22 protein-coding genes are annotated in these 22906 nt (G+C 42.2%); 10 read left to right on the forward strand and 12 right to left on the reverse strand.

Features of this window, described 5'->3' with window-relative positions:
• Positions 1–124: 124 nt before the first annotated feature.
• From HC175_RS04740 to HC175_RS04750, 3 genes are all read left to right on the forward strand, one after another.
• Complete coding sequence (locus tag HC175_RS04740) at positions 125–490, forward strand: cupin domain-containing protein (RefSeq protein WP_168137322.1); 366 nt, start codon at positions 125–127, stop codon at positions 488–490.
• Positions 491–496: 6 nt separating this feature from the next.
• On the forward strand, positions 497–1444 hold the full coding sequence (locus HC175_RS04745) for a 2-hydroxyacid dehydrogenase (protein WP_168137323.1): 948 nt from the start codon (positions 497–499) through the stop codon (positions 1442–1444).
• A 120-nt stretch (positions 1445–1564) separates the two neighbouring features.
• Entirely contained in the window at positions 1565–1951 is a 387-nt protein-coding gene (locus tag HC175_RS04750; protein ID WP_168137324.1) for a VOC family protein, read from the forward strand.
• Here HC175_RS04750 and HC175_RS04755 read toward each other — a convergent pair.
• The 5 genes from HC175_RS04755 to HC175_RS04775 all read right to left on the reverse strand — a co-directional run bounded on the left by HC175_RS04755 (position 1946) and on the right by HC175_RS04775 (position 5922).
• Positions 1946–2455 carry a hypothetical protein gene (locus tag HC175_RS04755; RefSeq protein ID WP_168137325.1) on the reverse strand — a complete coding sequence of 170 codons (510 nt, stop codon included), beginning with the start codon at positions 2453–2455 and terminating at the stop codon, positions 1946–1948. The genes HC175_RS04750 and HC175_RS04755 overlap by 6 nt on opposite strands.
• 160 nt (positions 2456–2615) lie before the next feature.
• A complete protein-coding gene (locus HC175_RS04760; RefSeq protein WP_168137326.1) occupies positions 2616–3374 on the reverse strand; it encodes a DUF6090 family protein in 759 nt (252 codons plus the stop codon).
• A gap of 184 nt (positions 3375–3558) precedes the next feature.
• Positions 3559–4071 (reverse strand): PIN domain-containing protein, encoded by a 513-nt coding sequence (locus HC175_RS04765; RefSeq protein WP_168137327.1) that lies wholly within the window; start codon positions 4069–4071, stop codon positions 3559–3561.
• An 11-nt stretch (positions 4072–4082) separates the two neighbouring features.
• Positions 4083–5129: a helix-turn-helix domain-containing protein gene (locus HC175_RS04770; RefSeq protein ID WP_168137328.1), complete on the reverse strand. Its 1047-nt coding sequence runs from the start codon at positions 5127–5129 to the stop codon at positions 4083–4085.
• A 229-nt stretch (positions 5130–5358) separates the two neighbouring features.
• The gene (locus tag HC175_RS04775; RefSeq protein WP_168137329.1) at positions 5359–5922 is read right to left on the reverse strand and encodes a hypothetical protein; all 564 of its coding nucleotides are present in this window, start codon (positions 5920–5922) and stop codon (positions 5359–5361) included.
• A 281-nt stretch (positions 5923–6203) separates the two neighbouring features.
• On the opposite strand from HC175_RS04775, the gene HC175_RS04780 reads away from it, so the two are divergent.
• A complete protein-coding gene (locus tag HC175_RS04780) occupies positions 6204–7403 on the forward strand; it encodes an MFS transporter (protein WP_168137330.1) in 1200 nt (399 codons plus the stop codon).
• A 660-nt stretch (positions 7404–8063) separates the two neighbouring features.
• Here the strand turns inward: HC175_RS04780 and HC175_RS04785 are convergent.
• The 5 genes from HC175_RS04785 to HC175_RS04805 all read right to left on the reverse strand — a co-directional run bounded on the left by HC175_RS04785 (position 8064) and on the right by HC175_RS04805 (position 12614).
• The gene (locus tag HC175_RS04785) at positions 8064–8264 is read right to left on the reverse strand and encodes a YwbE family protein (protein ID WP_168137331.1); all 201 of its coding nucleotides are present in this window, start codon (positions 8262–8264) and stop codon (positions 8064–8066) included.
• A gap of 39 nt (positions 8265–8303) precedes the next feature.
• Entirely contained in the window at positions 8304–8954 is a 651-nt protein-coding gene (locus HC175_RS04790; protein WP_168137332.1) for an SDR family oxidoreductase, read from the reverse strand.
• An 82-nt stretch (positions 8955–9036) separates the two neighbouring features.
• Positions 9037–10860 carry a GNAT family N-acyltransferase gene (locus HC175_RS04795; protein WP_168137333.1) on the reverse strand — a complete coding sequence of 608 codons (1824 nt, stop codon included), beginning with the start codon at positions 10858–10860 and terminating at the stop codon, positions 9037–9039.
• A gap of 24 nt (positions 10861–10884) precedes the next feature.
• Entirely contained in the window at positions 10885–12135 is a 1251-nt protein-coding gene (locus HC175_RS04800) for an aspartate kinase (RefSeq protein ID WP_168137334.1), read from the reverse strand.
• The gene (locus HC175_RS04805; RefSeq protein WP_168137335.1) at positions 12132–12614 is read right to left on the reverse strand and encodes a GNAT family N-acetyltransferase; all 483 of its coding nucleotides are present in this window, start codon (positions 12612–12614) and stop codon (positions 12132–12134) included. Before HC175_RS04805 ends, HC175_RS04800 begins: the two co-directional genes overlap by 4 nt.
• 115 nt (positions 12615–12729) lie before the next feature.
• Between HC175_RS04805 and fbp the strand changes: the two genes are divergently transcribed.
• Positions 12730–13740 carry a class 1 fructose-bisphosphatase gene (gene fbp, locus HC175_RS04810; RefSeq protein ID WP_168137336.1) on the forward strand — a complete coding sequence of 337 codons (1011 nt, stop codon included), beginning with the start codon at positions 12730–12732 and terminating at the stop codon, positions 13738–13740.
• Between the two features lie 85 nt (positions 13741–13825).
• Here fbp and HC175_RS04815 read toward each other — a convergent pair whose 3' ends face one another.
• On the reverse strand, positions 13826–14251 hold the full coding sequence (locus tag HC175_RS04815; RefSeq protein WP_168137337.1) for a TerB family tellurite resistance protein: 426 nt from the start codon (positions 14249–14251) through the stop codon (positions 13826–13828).
• Between the two features lie 200 nt (positions 14252–14451).
• Between HC175_RS04815 and HC175_RS04820 the strand changes: the two genes are divergently transcribed.
• The 5 genes from HC175_RS04820 (at position 14452) to pdeM (ending at position 21426) form a co-directional block, all read left to right on the forward strand.
• Positions 14452–15504 (forward strand): ligase-associated DNA damage response exonuclease, encoded by a 1053-nt coding sequence (locus tag HC175_RS04820; RefSeq protein ID WP_168137338.1) that lies wholly within the window; start codon positions 14452–14454, stop codon positions 15502–15504.
• 220 nt (positions 15505–15724) lie between these two features.
• Positions 15725–17314: an ATP-dependent DNA ligase gene (locus HC175_RS04825; protein WP_168137339.1), complete on the forward strand. Its 1590-nt coding sequence runs from the start codon at positions 15725–15727 to the stop codon at positions 17312–17314.
• A gap of 255 nt (positions 17315–17569) precedes the next feature.
• Positions 17570–17971: an endonuclease domain-containing protein gene (locus HC175_RS04830; RefSeq protein WP_168137340.1), complete on the forward strand. Its 402-nt coding sequence runs from the start codon at positions 17570–17572 to the stop codon at positions 17969–17971.
• Between the two features lie 291 nt (positions 17972–18262).
• Entirely contained in the window at positions 18263–20779 is a 2517-nt protein-coding gene (locus tag HC175_RS04835) for a ligase-associated DNA damage response DEXH box helicase (protein ID WP_168137341.1), read from the forward strand.
• The gene (gene pdeM / locus HC175_RS04840) at positions 20764–21426 is read left to right on the forward strand and encodes a ligase-associated DNA damage response endonuclease PdeM (protein ID WP_438865916.1); all 663 of its coding nucleotides are present in this window, start codon (positions 20764–20766) and stop codon (positions 21424–21426) included. Before HC175_RS04835 ends, pdeM begins: the two co-directional genes overlap by 16 nt.
• A gap of 901 nt (positions 21427–22327) precedes the next feature.
• Here the strand turns inward: pdeM and tnpA are convergent.
• A complete protein-coding gene (tnpA, locus tag HC175_RS04845; protein WP_168137342.1) occupies positions 22328–22765 on the reverse strand; it encodes an IS200/IS605 family transposase in 438 nt (145 codons plus the stop codon).
• Positions 22766–22906: the final 141 nt, after the last annotated feature.

A 22906-nucleotide genomic window follows, 5' to 3' on the forward strand; every position in this document is an offset into this window, starting at 1 on the left:
AAATTTCCGCAGAAAATATTCGTGAATTCGTGGCTAAAAACATTGAAATCTGCTACCCACAATCTCCTATCCAATTTTCTGTGTAACTTGCTTCTTCATTAGAATAGATTTGAAAAATCCTTTTATGAAAACAATTGATCCAAAGGAAAAACTAACGAAATTCAGCAACCACTGGCATCCGAGGCAAATAGGAATTGTGAACGATATGCAGGTGCTGGTGGCGAAAGTAAAAGATGAATTCGTTTGGCATCAGCACGATGAGGAAGACGAGTTGTTCCAGGTGTTGAAGGGCACTTTGTATCTTCAGTTTGAAGATCGAACAGAGACTGTAAAGGAAGGAGAGCTCATCATTGTTCCCAAAGGCGTCAAGCATTGCCCAATGACCAAAGATGGCGAGGAAGTTCATATCATGCTTTTCGAGAAGCTGAGCACCAAACATACCGGCGACGTGAAAGACAGCCTTACCCAATCTCACTATCCAAAAATCTGATTTTTCATGATCATTCTGCACGCCGATTCCAATCATCCCACGTTGATCCAACAACTTGAAGCAGCCGGGCATCATAATATCGAAGCCTATGACCAAAGTGAACAGGAGATCCTGGAAAATCAGCATCTCTATGATGGAATCGTGATAAGAAGTCGGTTTCACATAGGTAAAGCCTTTCTTGATGCCGCACCAAACCTGAAATTCATCGCCCGCGTAGGTGCGGGGCTCGAAAGTATAGATGTGGAACACGCAGAGAAACGCGGAGTAAAACTCTTTTCTGCTCCCGAAGGCAACCGGAATGCCGTTGGCGAGCATGCCCTTGGAATGCTGCTGTCCCTGTTCAATAAACTAAATCAGGCCGACAGGCAGGTGCGGGAAGGTCTGTGGTACAGAGAAGCCAATCGCGGCGTAGAACTGGAAGGAAAAACGGTGGGGATCATTGGCTACGGAAATATGGGGAAATCCTTTGCAAAAAAACTGCAGGGCTTTTATGTAAAGGTGCTCTGTTTTGACATTTTAGAAGGGGTAGGAGATGAGTATGCTGAACAGGTTTCTTTGGAAGAATTCCGAAGAGAATGTGATGTGGTGAGTTTACATACCCCCTGGACTCCGGAAACCAACCGAATGGTGGATAAGGATTTTATTGCGGCTTTTGCAAAACCCTTCTGGCTGCTCAACACCGCCCGCGGCAAAAGCGTAGTGACCGAAGATCTTGTCGCAGCCTTACAATCAGGGAAGATCCTGGGTGCAGGCCTTGATGTGCTGGAGTATGAAAAAGGCTCTTTTGAAAGCCTGTTTTCTGAAGGCGCCGAAATGCCACAAGCGCTGCAGGAATTGCTGGTGATGCCAAATGTACTGCTGAGTCCGCATGTGGCCGGCTGGACCGTGGAATCCCACCGTAAGCTGGCAGATACCATTGCTCATAAGATCACAGATCATTTTAAGGATCTATAGATTTTCCGTCAAGCTGAACTTGTTTCAGCTTCCGGTTTAGTGGGATTTTGAGATCCTGAAATAAATTCAGGATGACGTACTGCTTTTAAGAAAAACTCTCTGTTTAAAACAAAAGATATCATGAAAAAAAGAGTAACCGGTATTGGTGGGATCTTCTTCAAAACTAAGGATCCCAAGACCACAAAAGATTGGTACAACAAACATCTCGGCCTTAACACAGACCAGTGGGGGAGCACCTTCTGGTGGAAGGATAAAGAAGGAAACGACTGCTCCACCCAGTGGAGCCCTATGAAGGACGACACCGACTATTATGAACCTTCAAAAAAGCAGTTTATGATCAACTATCGGGTGGAAAATCTCGAAGAGCTGCTGGAAGAACTAAAGAAAGAGGGCGTAGAGATCGTAGGGGAGATGCAGACCTTCGACTACGGGAAATTCGGATGGATCATGGATCCCGAAGGCAATAAGATCGAACTGTGGGAACCGAATGATAAGGCTTTTTTATAGCAGCTTCTCGGCTACATTCTTTTCGTGCTTCATGATCTCGTCATTGAGGTATTCCTGGAAAAGCCGTAACAATCCATCTTCCTCGCTTCTAATGAAGTGCAGCAATCCCAAAATCGCAAGCGGAAAGAAGGCAAACAGGAGCAGGAAAATTGGCCATTCGAACCTGAAAATTATTTGAAGAAAAACAACAAGCAATGGTAGAACGACCAACAGTGTAGCAAGAAAAGTTTTGCTTCTTGTTTTCAGTTCAATTTTCGTTTTGGAATTCTCTATCTCACTTAGTTTCCCGTAAAAAAGGATCTCACTATTAGTATTTGGCCGGTTTACATCCCACACCAAATTGCTGCCGAAGGAAAAATTCAAGCTGATGATAAAACTGCTGTCCGTCACCCAATGGAAGTGAAATCTTTCCGGGTCTCCATTCAACACTTTCTTCAACTCCGCAGGTTTCATTGTTACTCCCAGGTTCTCGGTCCTGGCTTTATAAAGGGAGCGAAATTTCATTTTTTTATTTAAAGATTTGAAAATTAACCTTCTGTATTTTAGCAAATTGAGGGATTATAAATGGGGTTTTCCAATTCGGTTTCTGATTTCTATAAACTTACTTTTGGGCGAATGGTCGCAATTGCGAATAGGCTTGTCATGCCCTCAATTCTACTCTTTATTAATTTTCATTTAATTCACTTCCAATTAAGCGAATAATGGATTCGATCTCATTGTGTAGATCTTTCCGGTAACCTAATGCTTCTGCAGTTAGAACAGATTTGATTCCCATTAAATTGCGCACCTTGGGATCTGACATGATCTCAATGTAGTCGTTTCTTGGGCCTACTGAGATATTGTAATTTGGCATCCTATACTTCAAAAGCTGCAGAAAATTAATATTCTCTACACAAATTTCATCAATCCTAATTTGGTGGACATTCATCCTGTCTTGAATAAGCTTATCAAGATTATAAATATTTGCCTCTAATATGCTTAGCCGATCTCGAATAGAGTCATTCTGAACTATTGCAATTTTACCAGCATTTTTCAAATCGGAGTAAGTATTTATTACTGGAATCTTTATCTCAAAGTCCCAAAATGCCTTATTGAAATATTTTCTGGTTTTATCATGGTCGCCTACAATAGTTTTTATGGAATCATTGTGGAGTATGGTTTCAAGGACGTGAAGATAATTTTCCTCGCTCCGAATATATTCAGCTGAAAACCCTTTTGCGGAATTTAGATCTGCAAGCAAAACATTCAGAATTTCTTTTTCGACAACCTCTATTTTTCTTGTTTCATTCCAATTGTTTATTTGTAAAGCAATGAGGATTCCAATAACCACCAGGATGATCTCTCCAACTGCATAGATCAGATATTTGCTGAATTTATTTTCAGTCAGCAATCTTTGGCGAATTCTCCTGAAGAACTTTATCATTAGAGTCTGGATTTCTCTAAAGATATGATTTTGTGTAGTTATACCGCCAGAAGAATAGAGTGCAACAATTCCAAAGGCGTAAGTTGTAATTCCAGAAACTTGGATTTTTTAATGAACTATGATTTTTAATTCTAGCTTAAAATGTCTTTTTTGGAAGGTATTCCGGAATTTGTGTTATTCCTTGTTAGCCAACGTGTTTTTCCTCACGCCATAATTGGAGACGATCGTCTAATATTTTCTTAGGGAGTCTGTTGTTTAACTGATAGAGGATCGTAATTTTCTCAATTGCTACACTGAAGGTTAGAAGATTTTGCTTCAGCAATTCATCAAAAATGAAAATTATCCCTCTTACCTCTACATCCTTTGAGGCTTGTTTTCTCAATTTACCGTCTCCCGTTAATAATGCACCTGACAATTTTTTGCTATAGTACCAGACGGAGCAATCTTCGAAACTTAATCCATTACTAGTTGAGAGAATATCTGTAATGGCTTGGAAATCTTGAATTTCTTCGGTTTCTATTACAGTTAGTTTTCCGCTCTTAATTAATTGATTTACTGGAATAAGTTGTTCCTCATTTAGCTCCTCAATGATGAAATCTGTTGTATGAAGATCAAAGTTAAGTCTTGAAAAGGTTTCAATTAATTCTAGTTTAGCTAAATCAATCAAAATGTTAGCATCATTAATTACAATTCTCATAATTCAGATGCTTATATTAAAGAGCTTTCCTTTACTGCTTCAATATTTTTGTTCAATAGGGAAGAAGCTTTGCTAAATGAAATATTTTCTTGAGCTAATGCTCTATATACAAGTCTTTCATAACGATTAGAATTTTCTGGAGTCTCAAATCGAGTTAAATTAATTTCTCTATTTAAAGATGAATTAAATCTGATCTTTTTATAGAAATTGGTATGTCTCTGTTTAGACAAGATCCCTGAGTCGACCAATCTATATACAATAGCTGGGATACTTATGCCGTATTTTTTTTGAGTAGAAATTAATTCAGTCAGGGTAATATGGTCCCTTTTTCCTCCGAATTCCTTGATTACGATTTGTTTTGGAAATAAGAATTCTGCGGCGAATTTGTTGCAAAAATTTTCTTCTTCCTTAGGATTGCATTCTGGTAGATTGAGAAGTAGATGTCCCAATTCGTGAAGTAAAGTAAATCTTTTTCTTTCCACTGGAAAGTTTCCATTTACTACAATTACTGGAAACTTATTATTGACATAAGTTGCCATTCCATCAAATTTTTCATCAACATCAAAAAGTTCTATAACTTTAATTTCTTTATCTTCCAGTAATTGAATGATATTATGGATAGGATCAATGCCGATTTCCCATTCATTTCTTAATTGCAGAACCACATTTTCAACATCTTCAATGCTTTGTATTTTGATACCTTCAATAATATTTTTGAAAGTATAGTCAATAGAAAGTACATCCTCGATCCAGAGATAATTCTCTAAACTGATCTTGATTTGTTCTTTTAAAGAATTCTGTTTCTTTAATGAAAAAGTAGATTTTTTTCTAAAGTTTATTTCGCCCAGTTCAATTTGAAATGAACTGAAAAAGTAATCTATCTTGAGACCAAATAGTCTTGAGAGTTTTATGAATTTGGAACTTGACGGTAATGCTTCTCCCTTTTCATATTTGCTTACCATTTGTTTTGAAACGCCAATTTCGTCCGCAACATTTTGTTGAGATAAACATTTGAGAATGCGTGCATTCTTTATTCTGTGTGCTACGAGATTTTCCATAATTCAAAATTAGTCGGTTGACAAAACTACATAAATTTAATCATTTGTCAACTAATTATCAAGAATTCCTCTCACTAATAACATGTTGGGTAACGTCCCGAATAACGCAAGTTGCGGCTTGGGAACTCGAATTTGTCAGTTAAAGACTTAGTTTTAAAGGTACTCAAAAATGCCATTTTTGAGAGGTATTCCGCAATTTGTGTTATTCATTGTTGCCCACAGTATTTTTTCAGAACGTGAAACCTTCCACTTCTTCAAATTCCATTTCTGGAAATTCAAATTCTTTCTCCTCCGGATAATATTGTTTCATAAACTTATAATATTCATTTACTGCGCGACCTTTATCACTTAATCCGTTGGTGTAAAATGTTAGTGTGTCGTTAGGTGAAATAATTTTATAAATATACTGTCTAACGGAGGTATCCCTGGTTCGAGCAATTTTATTTTCGAAGTGATTTTCAAACTCCTCAACATTCTGAATAACTGTTTGAGGTAGCTTTTTAGTCCGCATTTCGTATTTCATTTCAAATGTCGAATCTTCCTTAATTGTTGTATCGAGTCTGATTTGGTCATCTTTTTTGGTGACTTTGATTTCGTCACGTCTGATCCACCATTCCATATTAAGTTCCGCAAAGATGAGTACGGTATCCTTGTCCGTCATTCGCGATGTAAAATCCGTCAGATTCTCAGATAGATATAAATCTGATTTATAAGGATCAGGAGCATTTTTGACCGTTTTACAGCTCGTAAAAAGACAAATAATTAAGAATACACAAAATTTTATTTTTACCACGATTTCTATATTGTGGGCAACTTGTTATACCACAAATAAACCTGCTGTTTCCAGTTTCTGTTTCCGGATAAACAAACTTACCTGTGACTTAATAAATTTATTAAATCTCTGTTAATGAAGTTTATGGAAAACCGTAATTGAACGGGTTCTCAACCAACAAGATGTTTCAATTCTTTTGAGAAAGTATACGAAATCTTTTTCTTTTAAAAATATCCTAAAGCGCAGCTAACTTTTTCCCGGCGGGAATAAGGCCTTACCTTTGCAGCTTCAAAAAAGGCAATTTGAAGGATTATTTTTATTTTCTAAAGGGAAATTTTAGGACCGTAAGCTTTGGCTGGCTGCTCACGCTGCTGTCGGGCTTTGGGCAGACCTTTCTTATTTCGCTTTATGTACCGGAGATTATCGAGTCCTTCAGTATTTCTGAAGGGGCTTTTGGAGCCATCTACGCCGGGTGTACCATTGCCGCTTCCTTTATTATGCTTTCCGTGGGGCATACTGTAGACCATAAGCCGGTAAAGAAAGTTACCGCCTTTACCATCACCGCGTTGGCACTTTCCAGCATTCTCCTGGGGATTTCTGAAAGTATCATCCTGCTTATTGTTGCAGTGACGGGCCTTCGGCTTGCAGGTCAGGGACTGCTCACGCACATTAGCATGACCATCATGTCAAAGCAGTACGCGAATGACCGCGGAAAAGCCCTGAGTTTTTCCTCCCTCGGTTTTTCAGTAGGGGAAGCTATTTTCCCTCTTATCATCGCCTTCCTTATAAGCTGGTTCGACTGGCGGGTTGCCGCAATAGCCAGTGGGGTTGCACTTTTGATCTACCTAATCCGACTAAAATTCACCCGACTGGAATATTTTGATGAGAAGCTGTCGACAAAGGGAAGTCCTTCTCCCTGGTCTTTATTAAAGGATTATAAAACTGTTGTTTTCGATAGGAAATTCGGAGTGATGATGCCCGCCAGCTTCATTTTAAGCTTTGGTGCTACTGCTATTTTCTTTTATCAGTATGTTTTTGTGGAGAACAAAGGCTGGTCGGTTCAATTATACGCCACCTTCTTTACCGTTTACGCAATAACCCGCTTTCTTTTTTCCCTTTTTGGAGGGGTATGGGTGGATAAGTACACGGCGAGGAAAATGTTCAGATATTATTTGATCCCGATCAACCTGGGGCTGTTGCCTTTTGCTTTTATGGAAAGCATTGTGGGAGCCTTGATCTTCCTGATCACCGCCGGAATAAGCATGGGAGTTTCGGGAACTGTAAAAACAGCTTTAATAGCGGAACTCTACGGCACCGAAAAAATGGGAGTGATAAGAAGTGTCTTTACGATGTTTTCGGTCATCAGTACCGCTCTTGGTCCTCTTGTTGTCGGCTTATTAATGGACGCCGGCGTTGGTTTTGATTATTTGATGGGTGGGATCTTTGTGGTCATGACAATTATTATCATCAATTCTCAGCGTATAAAAACTTATCAGGATTAAAGTTTCAAAAGATGCCATATTGTTGTTTCTAGTGTAGGAAACTTTTTCTCGTAATGTCCCTTTTTTGTAAGTGTAGTGCTTCCCCGGCGTTAAAAATTTTTGAAGCCTTGGAGAAAATTTAGCCGGGGAAGTACGGTTCCAATTTGCGAGAGCAAAATTGGAAACACCTATCAAAAAAGTGTCTTTTTTTTGGTTCGTTTTTTTGGACAAGCAAAAAAATGAACAATCATGAAAAAAGAAGGATATTTAATGACCGTAGGGAAATTATTATTTATGAATAGAGTCCTATTAGCTGCAGTAGCAGAAACTACGACCGAAAAACCAGATTCACTCCAACTGGCCTTAAATCATTTCTCATGATGACCTAAGGCAGGTTTGGTGTAACTAGGGGAAAAGGAAATCCTGTTCTTTTTCCATTGATGAAAAAGAACCAAAAAATCTAGGCTTACGAAAATGTTACTAAAATTTTCACTCGGAGCCTAAATTTTAGGAACTCGCCACCATACTTTCGGAAAATTTCATGATCTCGATGGCTCAAACAGCCTAAAATTTTACGGCTTCCTCATTTCAATTTTTACGCAAAATTTTCGATAGGCCGTTTAATTTTGATTGAAAACGGGATCCTGCCAACTGCTAATTGGTCATTGTTAATTGAAAGATTCACGCCAGTGAATCCTCAATCTTTTGAACTCTTCCCACTTCTCCGGTTTCCAGTCGGACTTTGATCCCATGGGGATGCATGGGAGATTTGGTGAGAATATCTGCCACGGTGCCATAGGTCAGCCTGCCCGATCGTTGGTCCTGCTTCTGCACTATGGCCACCCGTGTTCCCGGGCCTATATCTTTTCTCGTAGGTTTCATGAAATTCTACTGTCTACCGTCTAAAGTCTACCGTCTAATTTATTCCCTGCTCAATTCGATCATGGCCGATTTTATTGGCTCTTCACCTTCTATAGCCTCAAAGGTCATGTTCTTCACCAGCGGATCGGCAAGAGACATGATAAGTAGAAAAGCTACATCGTCCCGCGGTATTTCTCCGCTGCCATCAAGTTTCTCGGCTAATTTTACCTTCCCCGTGCCCATATCGTCTGTAAGTGCTCCCGGCCTGACGATCGTATAGTCAAGTCCGCTATTGCGCAGGTGCTCATCGGCTGCCGCTTTGGCTTCGAGATAATGCTCCAGCTTTTTGTGCTTTGACGGTTCATCGGCGCCCATGGAGCTCAGCATGATGAACTTCTTCACCTTCGCTTTTTTGGCTGCATCGATGATCTTTATTGCACCTTTTTCATCTACTTCGGTAGTTTTTTCAGGGCCTGTATCCCCGCCAGATCCTGCGCAGAAAATCACCTTTTTGACACCTTTTAGCGCAGGGCTTAGATCCTCCTGTTCGAGGTCGGCATGCACCCATTTCACCTCCATGTCGTCAAAGATTTCCTTCTGCTCTTCCTTCCTTATCATAGCCACAGGCTCAAAACTCTGACTGTTATTAAGGATTTCGATGATCCTTTTTCCAGTACTTCCGGTAGCTCCAACTATTAAGATCTTTTCCATTTTCTTATTTTATTTCCTGAACCAGCAAGTTAAGTATCAAAAAAGGGATTTCCAACCCTTTGGTTTTCGTATGGCACCCAATTTATTTCGGCATTTCCCCATTTTTCCGCATCTCGGTCACCTTTCGCTCCAGTTCCTGCTGGAACTCCTCCAGTACAGGTCGCACGGTGCTTTCAGGAAGATCGGCGATTCTTATGTACATCAGTCCGTCAACCGCGTCGTTAAATAATGGATCTACATTAAAGGCCACTACCTTGGCATTCTGCTTAATGTATTTTTTGATAAGTACCGGCAGCCTCATACTTCCGGGCTCCACCTCGTCAATGATCTTGTCAAACTTGTTAAGATCGGCCTGGGTTTCGTCAAAAATGAACTCCTTATCGCCATCCTTCAGCTTCACTTTAAATTCTTTTTTAGGTCTTATGTACTGCGCCACATAGGGATCATAGTAGTGAGAGCGCATAAATTCGATCATCAGGGATTTGGAGAAATTCGAGAATTTATTGCTGATGCTCACGCCTCCAATAAGATATTTATGCTTCGGAAATCTCAAAGTACAATGCACAATTCCCTTCCAAAGTAAGAACAGAGGCATAGGCCGCTGCTGATATTCCTTGATGATGAAAGCTCTTCCCATTTCTATGGATTCGCTCATCATTTTATGGAGTTCAGGTTCAAATCTGAAGAGATCCTGCAGGTAAAATCCATTAATGCCATATTGCTCATAGATCTCGGCGCCCATTCCCATTCTGTAAGCCCCCGCAATTTTGTTGGCTTCATTGTCCCAAAGGAACATGTGGTAATAATAATCGTCGAATTTATCAAGGTCTGTAGACATGTTGGTGCCTTCCCCAATCGCCCTGAAGGTGATCTCTCTTAATCGTCCTATTTCCTTTAGTACATTGGGAATGATCTCCTTCTTTGCCAGGAAGACCTCATAATTCTTGCTTTCCAGGAGGCGCTTGTCGAGTTTTCGGCAGGTCTCCACTTCCTCGAGCATCAATTCCCTGCTGGTCTCATCAACAATCTTCTTTGGAGGCTTGGGGATCTTGAGGTTCTTTGGTATACCTTTCAAAAATGGCTTTTTTTCGAAGGCATTTGCCAGCATATAGGTCTTGCGGCGAAGAAAAGCTGTGAGAGATTCTACGGTGGCTATTTCTTCCATGTCTTGCGGTGCAATGGCATTCCCTATCCGTACCTTGATCTTACGCTTCTTTTGAGAAAGCATTTCACTCGGCAGTTTTGCAGTACGTAAAATATCACTTACCGAAGCCAGCCTGTAGAAGAAGGTGCTGTTCTTTGCATGAAAATAAATTGGAATTACAGGCACTTTAGCCTTTTGAATAAGCTTCATGGCTGCAGGATCCCAGGGTCGATCCACGATCATGCGTTCGTCTCTATAGGTAGAAACCTCTCCCGCAGGAAAAATACCCAGGGGTTTGCCATTTCTTAAATGCATAATAGCTTCCTTGATCCCTTTGGTGCTGCTTTGTGCCTCTTTGTGCTCCTCAAAAGGGTTTACAGGCATGATATAAGGCTGAAGCGGCTCAATTCGCTGTAAAAGAAAATTGGCGATCACTTTAAAATCTTCTCTTTGAGAGAGCAGGAGTTTCAGCAGGATCATCCCATCAATACCTCCTAAGGGATGGTTGGAAATAGTAATAAAGGCGCCCGACTTCGGAATTCGCTTTAGATCGTCCTCGGGAATCTCGAAATCAATTTCAAAAGCCTTCAGCAGGGAATCAATGAATTGCGGCGCCGTCATATGCTTCCGCTTTTCATATTCCTTGTTGATCACAGAGAGTTTGGTGGTTTGCAACACTACCCAACCCATAGAGGTGCCCAAAAACCCGAATTTATCCAGGTTCATTACTTTGGCAACCTCTTTTGCACTTACTATTCCCATTTAAAAAAATTTATTTAAAAGCTTCTAAGGTATCGCAACCAGCTGCACGGTTTCCCGGGTGGTTTGCCTAAGCAATATTTTTTTGTCCTTCTCGAGCAAATTCACGGCTTCCTCGGTAAAATGCCTTATGGTATACAGGGAAACGCCCGTGTTATAACTTACCCTAAAAGTCGCCTTCAAATGATTTATCAACTTTTCCAAGTTATTAAATTTATTATCAATGCAAACCGAAAAGCTAATGGCCGAATTCTGAATAAGGTCAACTTTTATCTGGTATTTGTGAAAAAGGCTGAAAATTTCGCTGATGTTCTTTTCCATGATAAACGAAAAATCCAGAGAGGATAACGAAATAAGAACCTGGTTCTTTTTGACTATGAAGCAGGGCACCTTCGGAAAGATGGGCTGTCCCTTTCTTACTGCCGTTCCCGCATTAACGGGATTCAGGAATGACTTCACATAAAGCGGAATTTCCTTTCGCTGCAGCGGCTGAAGTGTCTTGGGGTGAATTACAGAAGCTCCATAAAAGGCGAGTTCTATGGCTTCTTCGTAAGATATATGCTCCAAGAGCTGCGGCTTCTCAAAAACCCTGGGATCTGCGTTCAAAACTCCCGGTACGTCCTTCCAAATGGTCACACTGTCGGCATTGAGGCAATAGGCGAAAATTCCCGCGGTATAATCACTTCCTTCCCGGCCTAAGGTGGTGGAAAAGTTGTTAGGATCGGCACCTATGAAGCCCTGAGTGACAGTAAGATTTTCACGATCAACTCTTTTCTGGATCTGGGTAAGTGTTTCTTCCCAGTGCACCTGGGCATCCCGATTTGTACTATCTGTTCGAATGCAAAAACGGGCGTCTAAAAAGTCATTTTTGACACCTCTTGAAGATAGATATTGGCTTACGATGGTGGTAGAAAGCAATTCCCCGTAGATGACTACCTGGTCATATACAAAATCGTAATTCGTAGACCGATTGTGATTCAGGAAGTTTTCCAATTCCTGAAACAATCCTCTCACCGCATTGAAAGTTCCATGTTCTTTATTTTCAAAAAGTCCGAGCATGATCTCGCGGTGATATTCTTTCACCGGCTGAAGGGCATCGTTAAAATCCCCTTTTTCAAGATAATCTTTTACCACCTCCTCGAGGGCATTAGTGGTCTTTCCCATGGCCGAGATCACGATCAACTTCTCCTGCAGGCCTTCAATTTCTAGGACCTTTAGCACATTTTGAACTCCTGCTGCATCCTTTACCGATGCGCCTCCAAATTTAAAGACTTTCATTTGGCCGATTTTACGTATTGTGTCATCCCATCTTCGTCCATTTGCACGGTGTACCAGTCCTTAAGAATTGTAGCGCCGCTGCGTTCATAAAAATCAATGGCATGTTTATTCCAGTCAAGAACAACCCATTCTACCCGTTTAAGATCCTGTGACCTGGCATATTCGATCACTTTTCGATAAAGTGCATTTCCCAGCCCTGTACCGCGCTTTTCCTCTCTCACAATAAGATCTTCAAGATGTAGGGTGCGGCCCTTCCAGGTGGAAAAGCGGTAATAAACCAGAGCCATTCCTTCGATTTTCCCGTCGACTTCGGCAACAAATACGTGGAATAAAGGCTGTGCTCCAAAACCTTCTTTTTCGAGAGTCTCTACAGTGGTGATCACCGCATCGGGTTCTTTTTCAAAGGCAGCCAGTTCTTTAATAAGTTCGAGCACTGCTGGCATGTCTTCTTTCCTGGCGTCGCGAATTGTGGTATTCATAGTCTTGGTTTAAGAACAAAAGTAGAGATTTGCTTTTAAGATTTTATTACGACATCGTTATAGTCGCTTAAATTTATTTGCTTTAGTTTTGTTTGGTACGCATACAACAACATCAATGGTCAAGAAAAATCAGACATTAGGCGAATTTATTATTGAGAATCAGGCAGAATTCGCTTATTCTTCAGGAGAATTATCAAGATTGATCAACTCCATCAGGCTTGCTGCAAAAGTGGTGAATCATGAGGTGAACAAAGCCGGATTGGTAGATATCACCGGGGCGGCGGGAGAAACCAATGTGCAGGGGGAAGATCAGCAAAAACTTGATGTTTACGCAAATGAGAAATTCATCCAAACCCTTACCAACAGGGAAATTGTCTGCGGAATTGCTTCCGAAGAATCTGAAGATTTCATTACCATAGCCGGCCAGAATAATGACCACAAGAATAAGTACGTAGTGCTTATGGATCCTTTGGATGGAAGTTCAAATATTGATGTCAACGTTTCTGTAGGTACCATTTTTTCGATTTACCGCCGGGTGAGTCCTATTGGCACCCCTGTGCAACTGGAAGATTTCCTGCAGCCCGGGCATAAACAGGTAGCTGCCGGTTATATTGTTTACGGCACCTCCACCATGCTCGTTTATACTACCGGCCACGGAGTGAATGGCTTTACATTAAACCCCGCGCTGGGTTCCTGGTATCTCTCGCATCCAGATATGAAGTTTCCGGAAACAGGGAATATCTATTCTGTGAATGAAGGTAATTATGTGCATTTTCCACGTGGTGTGAAAAATTATATTAAGTACTGCCAGGAAGAAAAGGAGGACAGACCCTATACTTCCAGATATATAGGGTCCCTGGTTTCAGATTTTCACCGCAACATGATCAAAGGCGGGATCTACTTTTATCCCACCAGTTCAAAAGCGCCCCACGGAAAGTTGAGGTTGCTCTATGAATGCAATCCTATGGCCTTTATTGCCGAACAGGCGGGCGGGAGGGCCAGTGATGGCTTCAACCGAATTCTAGACATTGAACCAAAGGAGCTGCATCAACGTGTACCTTTCTTTTGCGGCAGCAAAAATATGGTGATAAAGGCCGAAGAATTCATGGCCAAAGATCCTGAATAATTCAGGTTCAAAAAAGCCATTTTTGGAAGGAATATATCCGGTAAAAATCTTGGATCTTAATTCTTGTTTCTTGCAGTGAAGCGATCTATTTTTCCTTATTCAGCAGGTAACGGTAATCGTCAAAGCTCATTCCGCTAAAGATCTGCATGGAACGTTTGATGATCCCTTCAGAAACTTTTTCAGAAAAACCCAGTCCTATTGCATATCGGCGGAGTAGCTCTTCCTCTTCCTCTTCAATATCATGATCGGAATACACGATCCTGAATAGATCGTAAAGTCGCTCCAGTCTTTCTTCTACCGAGTTGTGGGGATGAATTGGGAATGAAGTAGGATTTTCAAGCACTTTTGAATACTCTTCTTCTCCAATGTCAAGTTTTCGTGCAAACCTCTTTAGTTGTGCCTCCTCTCTTGCGTTAATTTCACCATCGGCGGCTGCAAGATTAACAATAGCGGCAAAATGTCCAAGATTCCTAAGATGTTCTCCGGTTCCAAAAAGGTCTGAAAATGACATAATTTCTTTTTTTATCAAATATAGAAAATACAAAGGATTTTCTGCTATTCGTTTTTGGTTTCCATTGCCAGGAGTCGCCGCCATGACTTTTATTTCAGCACGGGCGCTGCACTCACTATGTCTTCAAAAAAGGGCAGTCTGAATTCTAATTTTTTCCTAATGCTACAGCTGCCCTTCTCAAATATTGCTAACTTGAAGTTATGCCACTTAAAAATCAGAAAAAACCCCTGCTTTGTTTTGATGATAAAGGGATCTACTGTGAACCCGCGGGTGTTTACCTTGATCCGTGGAAGCCTGTGGATAAAGCGATCATTACCCACGGCCATGCCGATCATTCCCGCTGGGGCCATAAGCAGTATATTACTCATCACACCAACGTACCTATCATAAAGCATCGTCTTGGGGAAATAGAAGTTTCCGGAAAGGAATACGGCGAAACCTTCAGTATTAACAATGTAAAATTTTCCTTTTTTCCGGCAGGGCATATCATTGGCTCTTCGCAGGTGCGGGTAGAGCACAAGGGGGAAGTTTGGGTTTTTAGCGGAGATTATAAAACTGAAGATGATGGGCTTGCTGTGCCTTTTGAGCCAGTAAAATGTGATGCTTTTATTACGGAATGCACTTTTGGTCTGCCTGCATTCAAGTGGCTGCCGCAGGAGCAGGTAATGAATGATATCAATAGCTGGTGGCAGCAGAATCAGTCGGAAGGTAAGACTTCTATTCTCTTCGGATATTCCCTCGGAAAAGCCCAGCGATTGCTGAAGTTTTTGGATCCGTCAATAGGAAAGATCTTCACCCATGGGGCTATCGAAAATATGACCGAAGTGGTGCGGCCTTTCGCTGAACTTCCTGAAACCACCAGGATCACCCGGGAGACGAAAAAAGAGGAGATCAAAGGCGGAATGGTGTTAGCGCCGCCCAGCGCCCATGGCAGTACCTGGATAAGGAAAATGGTGCCATTCGAAACCGGAATGGCCAGCGGCTGGATGGCATTTAGAGGCGCCCGCCGTCGCAGGGCCGTCGACCGAGGTTTTGTTCTCTCAGACCACTGCGACTGGCAGGGATTGTTGTCATCGATCAAAGCCACAGGTTGCGAAAGAGTGATCTGCACCCATGGATATTCGGAAATTTTCAGTCGCTTCCTCAACGAGCAGGGTTATGACGCCCGCACCGCCGATACGCAGTACGAAGGCGAACTGGCAGAGATGAATTCCAAATCAGAGGATAGAGATGATGAGAACGAACAAGATTAGTACAGACCTCACAGGTTTTCAAAACCTGTGAGGTCTTGTAGAGGAATAGCTCCCTCTCCTCAGGAGAGGGCGGGGGAGAGGATGAGAAGACCATGAACAATAAACAATAATCAATTAACAGTGTTTAATAAACAATATTCGATTTAAAACATTTCAATCCTATTAACCAATCACCAATTACCAATCACCAATTACCAATCACCAATAACTAATAACCAGCGTGAACGAATTCGCAGCACTCATAAGGGAACTTGACAGCACTAACAAAACTACGGTGAAGGTGGCGGCATTGACGCGCTATTTTCAGCGGGTACCAAACAAGGACAAGGTGTGGGCAATTGCCATTCTGTCGCACCGCCGTCCGCCGCGGCCGTTGAATACCACTTTGCTGCGCACATTTGCTGCCGAGCTGGCGAATATTCCGCTGTGGCTATTTGAAGAATCTTACCACATCGTAGGTGATCTGGCTGAAACCATTGCGCTGGTAATTCCGCCGGCAGAAGAATCCAGTGAAAAGAGCCTCACCCAATACCTGGAGGAGATCATCGACCTTAAATCGGCCACGGAAGCCGACAAAAAAGAATACCTGCACGACAACTGGGCGGCACTGAATTATTACGAGCGCTTCGTTTTCACCAAGCTTATTACCGGTAGTTTCAGGATCGGGGTGAGCCAAAAGCTAATGACCCGTGCCCTTTCAAAAGCTACAGATATTGATGAAGATGTACTGGCCTATAAACTGATGGGTGACTGGGATCCACAAAAAATTTCCTTTCAAAAGCTCATTTTAGAGGAGAATGAAGAAGATTTTCTTTCAAAACCTTATCCGTTTTATTTGGCATATGCCATTGAAGGAGAGCCGCAGGAGCTCGGTGATCCCGCCGACTGGTCTGCCGAACATAAATGGGATGGAATAAGATCCCAGGTGGTGGTTCGGAACAGAGAGATCTTCGTGTGGAGCAGGGGAGAGGAATTGGTGACAGATAAATATCCCGAGTTTTCGACGTTTTTGGAGATCATCCCCGACGGAACTGTGATAGATGGCGAGATCCTACCGTTTCCGGGAGGAGACATTGGAACTTTTAACGATCTGCAAACCCGCATTGGCCGGAAAACAATTTCCAAAGCCCTGCTAAATAAAGTACCGGTGATCCTGAAAGCATATGACCTGCTCGAGTGGGAGGGAAAAGACATCCGGATTTTGCCATTTTTGGAAAGAAGAAAGATCCTGGAGAAATTGCATGAGTCTGTTGCAACGGATGGATCTCCATTTCACATTTCAAAAACCATCTCCTTCAATAAATGGGAAGAGGCGACCGCAGAAAGGGAGCGGGCGCGGGAGGTGAAGAGTGAAGGTTTGATGCTAAAGCGCTGGGATTCTCCTTATCTCGTAGGAAGAAAAAAGGGAGACTGGTGGAAATGGAAAGTCGAGCCGCTGACAGTAGATGCAGTGCTCACCTACGCCATGCGCGGCCACGGTCGGCGCTCCAATCTTTTTACAGACTACACCTTTGCACTTTGGCAGGATGATGAGCTGGTGACCTTTGCAAAAGCCTATTCCGGACTCACAGATGCAGAATTCCGTCAGGTGGATGCATGGATCAAAAGGAATACTCTTGAGCGCTTTGGCCCGGTTCGCTCCGTTAAACCAGAACTCGTCTTCGAAATAGCTTTCGAAGGCATAGCCGAATCCACCCGACATAAAAGCGGAGTTGCAACAAGATTTCCGAGAATATTGAGATGGAGACAGGATAAGAAAATAGAGGAAGCAAATACAATAGAAGAATTGAAGCAGTTGATCCCTAAGTAAGATTCTGCTGCGACGGACCACCCCGTTTCCGCTCCCGCGGATCCACCCCTCCTTGAAAAAAGGAGGGGAGCTTTTGGAACAGCTTTGCTGTTCCCTGTGAAAGTTCTGGGAGTAGATAAATTTGAAAATGACTGAAGATTATTAATTGTAGTACGAACAGCTCCTTCCCTTGCTAAGGGAAGGTGGCTCCGCCAGAGGCGGAGACGGAAGGGTCCGATATGGAAACGGGAGCTTCTAAGAAGAGCAAAGCTTATTATGAAAAAGAAAATCCACAACCGAAAACCCCTGGAGCCCTACCGCAAAAAACTCCGCCACCACGGAACGACAGCCGAGGCCTACCTGTGGATGCATTTGCAGCAAAAGAAGCTCGAGGGAAGAAAATTCCGGAGGCAACACAGTATCTTGAATTTTATTGTGGATTTTTATTGTGCTGAAGAAAGACTGGTAATAGAATTGGATGGATTATATCATATAAATCCCACAACAGAAGAAAAAGATGCAGCCAGGACTAAAAAGCTGGAAGAATTAAATATGAAGGTGCTAAGGTTCGAGAATAAAACTGTATTTGATAATCTCGAGTGGGTGCTGGAGGAGATAAAGAGAAATTTCAAAAGCGGACCACCCCGTCTCCGCTCCCGCGGATCCACCCCTCCTTAAAAAGGAGGGGAGCTTTTAGGAACAGCTTTGCTACTCCAATTAACCCACTGGGTTTAAAAAATTATAATGTAAAGTAGAATTTTAAATAGTAGCAAAAACAGCTCCTTCCCTTGCTAAGGGAAGGTGGCTCCGCCGTAAGGCAGAGACCGAAGGGTCGCATGGGAACACGACTTTAAATTTATAACTATAGAAATATTCATAGGAGTACTAAACAAAAGCTCCTTCCCTTGCTAAGGGAAGGTGGATCCGGCGAATAGCCGGAGACGGAAGGGTCCAACCGGAGACGAAATCATGAATAAAACCCAACTTATAAAACTTGCCGACACCTGGTTCAAATCCCGGTCCTGGAAATCTTTTGCCTTCCAAAAGGAATCCTGGAAGGCATTTTTGGATGGTAAGCATGGACTGCTAAACGCACCCACCGGGAGTGGTAAAACCTACGCGCTCTGGATTCCTATTGTGCTCGATTACATCAGGCAAAACCCGGATTACAGAACCAAACACAAACCCGGACTCAAAGCGATCTGGATCACGCCGCTGCGGGCACTCTCGGTGGAGATCGAGCAGGCGGCAAATCGATTTTCGCAAGATATAGGCAGCGGACTCACCGTCGGAATTCGCACTGGAGATACCTCCCAAAAGTTACGTGCCGCCCAGAAAAAACAAATGCCCGATCTCCTTATCACCACACCCGAAAGTCTGCAGCTGTTGTTATCATCCAAAGGCTATGAGAAGACCTTTAAGGATCTCAATGCTATTGTCATTGATGAATGGCATGAGTTACTCGGAACTAAGCGTGGAGTGCAGATCGAACTCGCACTTTCCCGGCTCAAAACTGTGTCTCCAAAAATGAAGATATGGGGCATCTCAGCTACCATTGGAAACCTTCAGGAAGCACGGGAAGTTTTGCTGGGACCGGGATCGGAAGCCTTTGAAAATTCGGTTTTAATAAGGGCAGATATAAAGAAGAAGATCACTGTAAAATCCATAATTCCGGAGAAGATGGAGACTTTTCCGTGGCGGGGACATCTCGGATTACATCTAATTGATGAGGTGGTGCCGATAATTCGAAAATCGAGAACGACACTACTCTTTACAAACACCCGTTCCCAATGCGAGATCTGGTTTCAGCGGATCCTTCAAAAATATCCGGAATTTGCCGGGGAGCTGGCCATGCACCATGGCAGTATCAATAAGGAGACGCGGCTATGGGTGGAGCAGGCGATAAGGGATGAGCAGTTAAAAGCTGTGGTAGCGACTTCCAGTCTGGATCTGGGAGTGGATTTTGCTCCGGTAGAGACTATAATTCAAATAGGCGGACCAAAAGGTGTTGCCCGATTCCTTCAGCGGGCGGGACGAAGTGGTCACCAGCCGGGGAAGGAAAGTGTGATCTACTTTTTGCCAACACATGCAATGGAACTCATTGAAGCTTCAGCTTTACAAAAAGCAGTGAAGCATACGGTAGTTGAAGACCGTATTCCATACTTGAATTCTTTTGATGTCTTGGTTCAGTATTTAACGACTCTTGCAGTTTCCGACGGATTCTTTCCGAAGGAAATTTGGCCCGAGGTCAAATCCACTTTTTGTTACCAGGCACTTTCCGAAGAGCAATGGGAATGGCTGCTGAATTTCATCACGAAGGGGAGTCAGACGCTGCAGGCATATGACGAATATAAAAAGGTGGAGATTGAAGAAGACGGACTTTTCAAAGTGAACAATAGGGCAATTGCTATGCGGCACCGACTGCAGATAGGAACTATTGTGAGCGACGCGGTGCTGGCGGTAAAATTCCTGGGCGGCGGGTATATTGGTACTATTGAAGAATGGTTCATTTCTAAACTCAATCCAGGGGATGTTTTCACTTTCGCCGGAAAGAACCTCGAGCTGTACCAGATCAAGAATATGCAGGTGATCGTGAAGAAGTCGAAGGTGAAGAATTCCCGCTTCCCCAGCTGGGCCGGCGGTAGGATGAGCTTTTCGGCACAAATGAGTGAGCTGCTGCGGGAGGAAATGTTCACTGCGGCTCTTGTCAGTTCGAGCGGAGTCGAGAACCAAAGCACCTCGGCTGCGCTCGGTACAGGCTCCGTCGAGAAGTCAATCGAACTTCAGGCCATGACCAACATCTTCAAAAGACAAAAAAAAGAATCCATCATTCCTAAAAAAGATGAATTCCTTATTGAAACCTTCAAAACCCGCGAAGGCTATCACGCCATTTTTTACCCTTTCGAGGGCCGGTTTGTCCATGAAGCCATGGCAAGTCTCCTCGCCTATAGGATAAGTCTGCTGTCGCCCATAACTTTTTCTCTTGCTTTTAATGACTACGGATTTGAATTACTGTCAGACCAGGAGATCGATATGCAGCAGGTCTTCGATAATAACCTTTTTTCTGCGGAATATCTCATGGATGACCTTCAGAAAAGTTTGAATGCAACTGAAATGGCTAGAAGAAAATTTCGCGATATTGCAGTGATCGCCGGAATGGTCTTTACCGGTTTTCCTAATAAGATGATCAAAACAAAGCATTTGCAGTCGAATTCGCAGCTGCTTTTTAGTGTTTTCAGGGATTACGAGCCGGACAATTTATTGTTTCAGCAGGCGTTTAGGGAGACATTCGAGCATCAGCTGGAAGAAGGTCGATTAAGATTGGCCATGGAACGCATTTCGGAACAGAAATTGGTTTGGAAACAATGTGAAAAACCCACACCTTTCGCCTTCCCGATCATCACCGACAGGATGCGCGAAAAATTATCTTCAGAAAAACTGGAGGACCGAATTAAAAAAATGATGGCTCAATGGGGCGACCTGTAGCTTCAAAAATGACAAAAACGCTTAGCCTCTATAACAATACTTTTTTTCTTCATCCCACGGGCGCTATGTTTTGGGAGGAAGAAGACTTGCTGGTGATAAGTGATGTGCACCTTGGCAAGGTTTCACATTTCCGGAAGTTTGGCAGCGCGGTACCACAAAAAGCGATAGCAGGGAATTTTCAAAAAATGAATGAAGTTATTGCCTTTTTTGAACCCTCTAAAATTGCATTTTTGGGAGATCTTTTTCACAGCTCCCTTAATAAGGAATGGCTATTATTTGAAAATTGGCTGGAAAATATTTCTGCTGAAGTTATTCTGGTTGAGGGAAATCACGATATCATTTCTCCGCTAAAGTATGAAGCCTTAGGCGTTTTTCTTACTCCTGAAATCATCTTAAAAAATTTCCTCTTCACCCACCATCCAGAAGAAAGATATGGATATTTCAACTTTTCGGGACATATACATCCGGGAGTTAAGATCAACGGCCTCGGTCGTCAGCAACTCAAATTATCCTGTTTTTTCAAATCCAAAGATCAATTGATCCTGCCGGCATTCGGAGAATTCACCGGAAAACATATTCTCATTCCGCAGGGAGATGATGAGGTGTATGTGGTGACAAAGGAGGAAGTGATTTGTCTTAATCATTAAAAAGGAATCAAGAGACTAGAGACTAGAGCCAAGACCTTTTTCTGACCAATATTGGGCTAAAGCCCTTTCTAGATTCTGATTTAAAACCACTGGCTGAAGCCAGTGGCAATTCATGGGCTGCAAAACATAAATCATTTTTCAAATTCATGAATTGCCTCCGCCTTCAGGCGGAGGATAAGAGGAAATATAGAACAAGGGCTTTAGCCAATATTTCCAATAGATGATGAAATCATTTATTGTGAAGGGATATGAGATGAATTGCCTCCGCCTTCAGGCGGAGGATTAGGATATAGTATTAAAGAAGGGCTTTAGCCCAAATTATCTCCATAGTAATGATGGAATATTTCAAAAGGAAACAATAGAGATGTTTCATGAATTGCCTCCGCCTTTAGGCGGAGGATCAAAGAATGATGAAAGAAAGGGCTTTAGCCCAACATTATCATGTATGGAAATTAGAAGAATTTATATTAACAAGGTGGGGATTTTAAAAATGAATTGCCTCCGCCTTCAGGCTGAGGACTAGAGAATATATAGAACAAGGGCTTTAGCCAATATTTCCAATAGAAGATGAAATCATTTATTGTAAAGGGAATATCAGATGAATTGCCTCCGCCTTCAGGCGGAGGATTAGGATATAGTATTAAAGAAGGGCTTTAGCCCAAATTATCTCCATAGTAATGATGGAATATTTCAAAAGGAAACAATAGAGATGTTTCATGAATTGCCTCCGCCTTTAGGCGGGGGATTAGGATATAGTATAAAAGAAGGGCTTTAGCCCAAATTATCTCCATTGTAATGATGGAATATTTCAAAAGGAAACAATAAAGATGTTTCATGAATTGCCTCCGCCTTCAGGCGGGGGATTAAAAGGATATATATAAAAAAGGCTTTAGCCCAATTCTCAATCCTCAAATTTTTTGAAATTGTAATTCTTTACAAATTCTTCATATTCCTCCTGAAATGATTTCTTCCTATGATGCTCCTCCTGATTTTTGATATAATTTCTTACCCTTTCAAGATTAGATGCAGAAACAGAGACAGCAAAATAGTCATTCTGCCATTCAAATTTTTCTGTAGTTAAATTGTTCTTGTTGACCCAATGTGAAGATTCTCCTTTGATCAAATTGACCAGCTTTTGAATACTTTGGTCAACTCCTAAAGAAACAAGACAATGGCAATGATCTGCATATCCATTTACAAAGTCTACAAATATTCCTTTTGATCTTGCATTCTCGGCTATATGCTGCCACACTTTTTTTCTAAGTTCAGGAGAATTGAGGAAAGGAATTCTGTTTTTGGTGCTCCATACGAAATGGATGTAGACCTTTATGTGCGGCATGATGTCTTGCTAATTGGCTGATGATGAATTTAATAAATTATTCTAACACAATAATATTGGACTAAAGCCCTTGTACATTTTTTATTTTTAATCCCCTGGCTGAAGCCAGGGGCAATTTATAGGTTGGAGAAAATTGATCAG

This window comes from Salinimicrobium oceani, assembly GCF_012037645.1.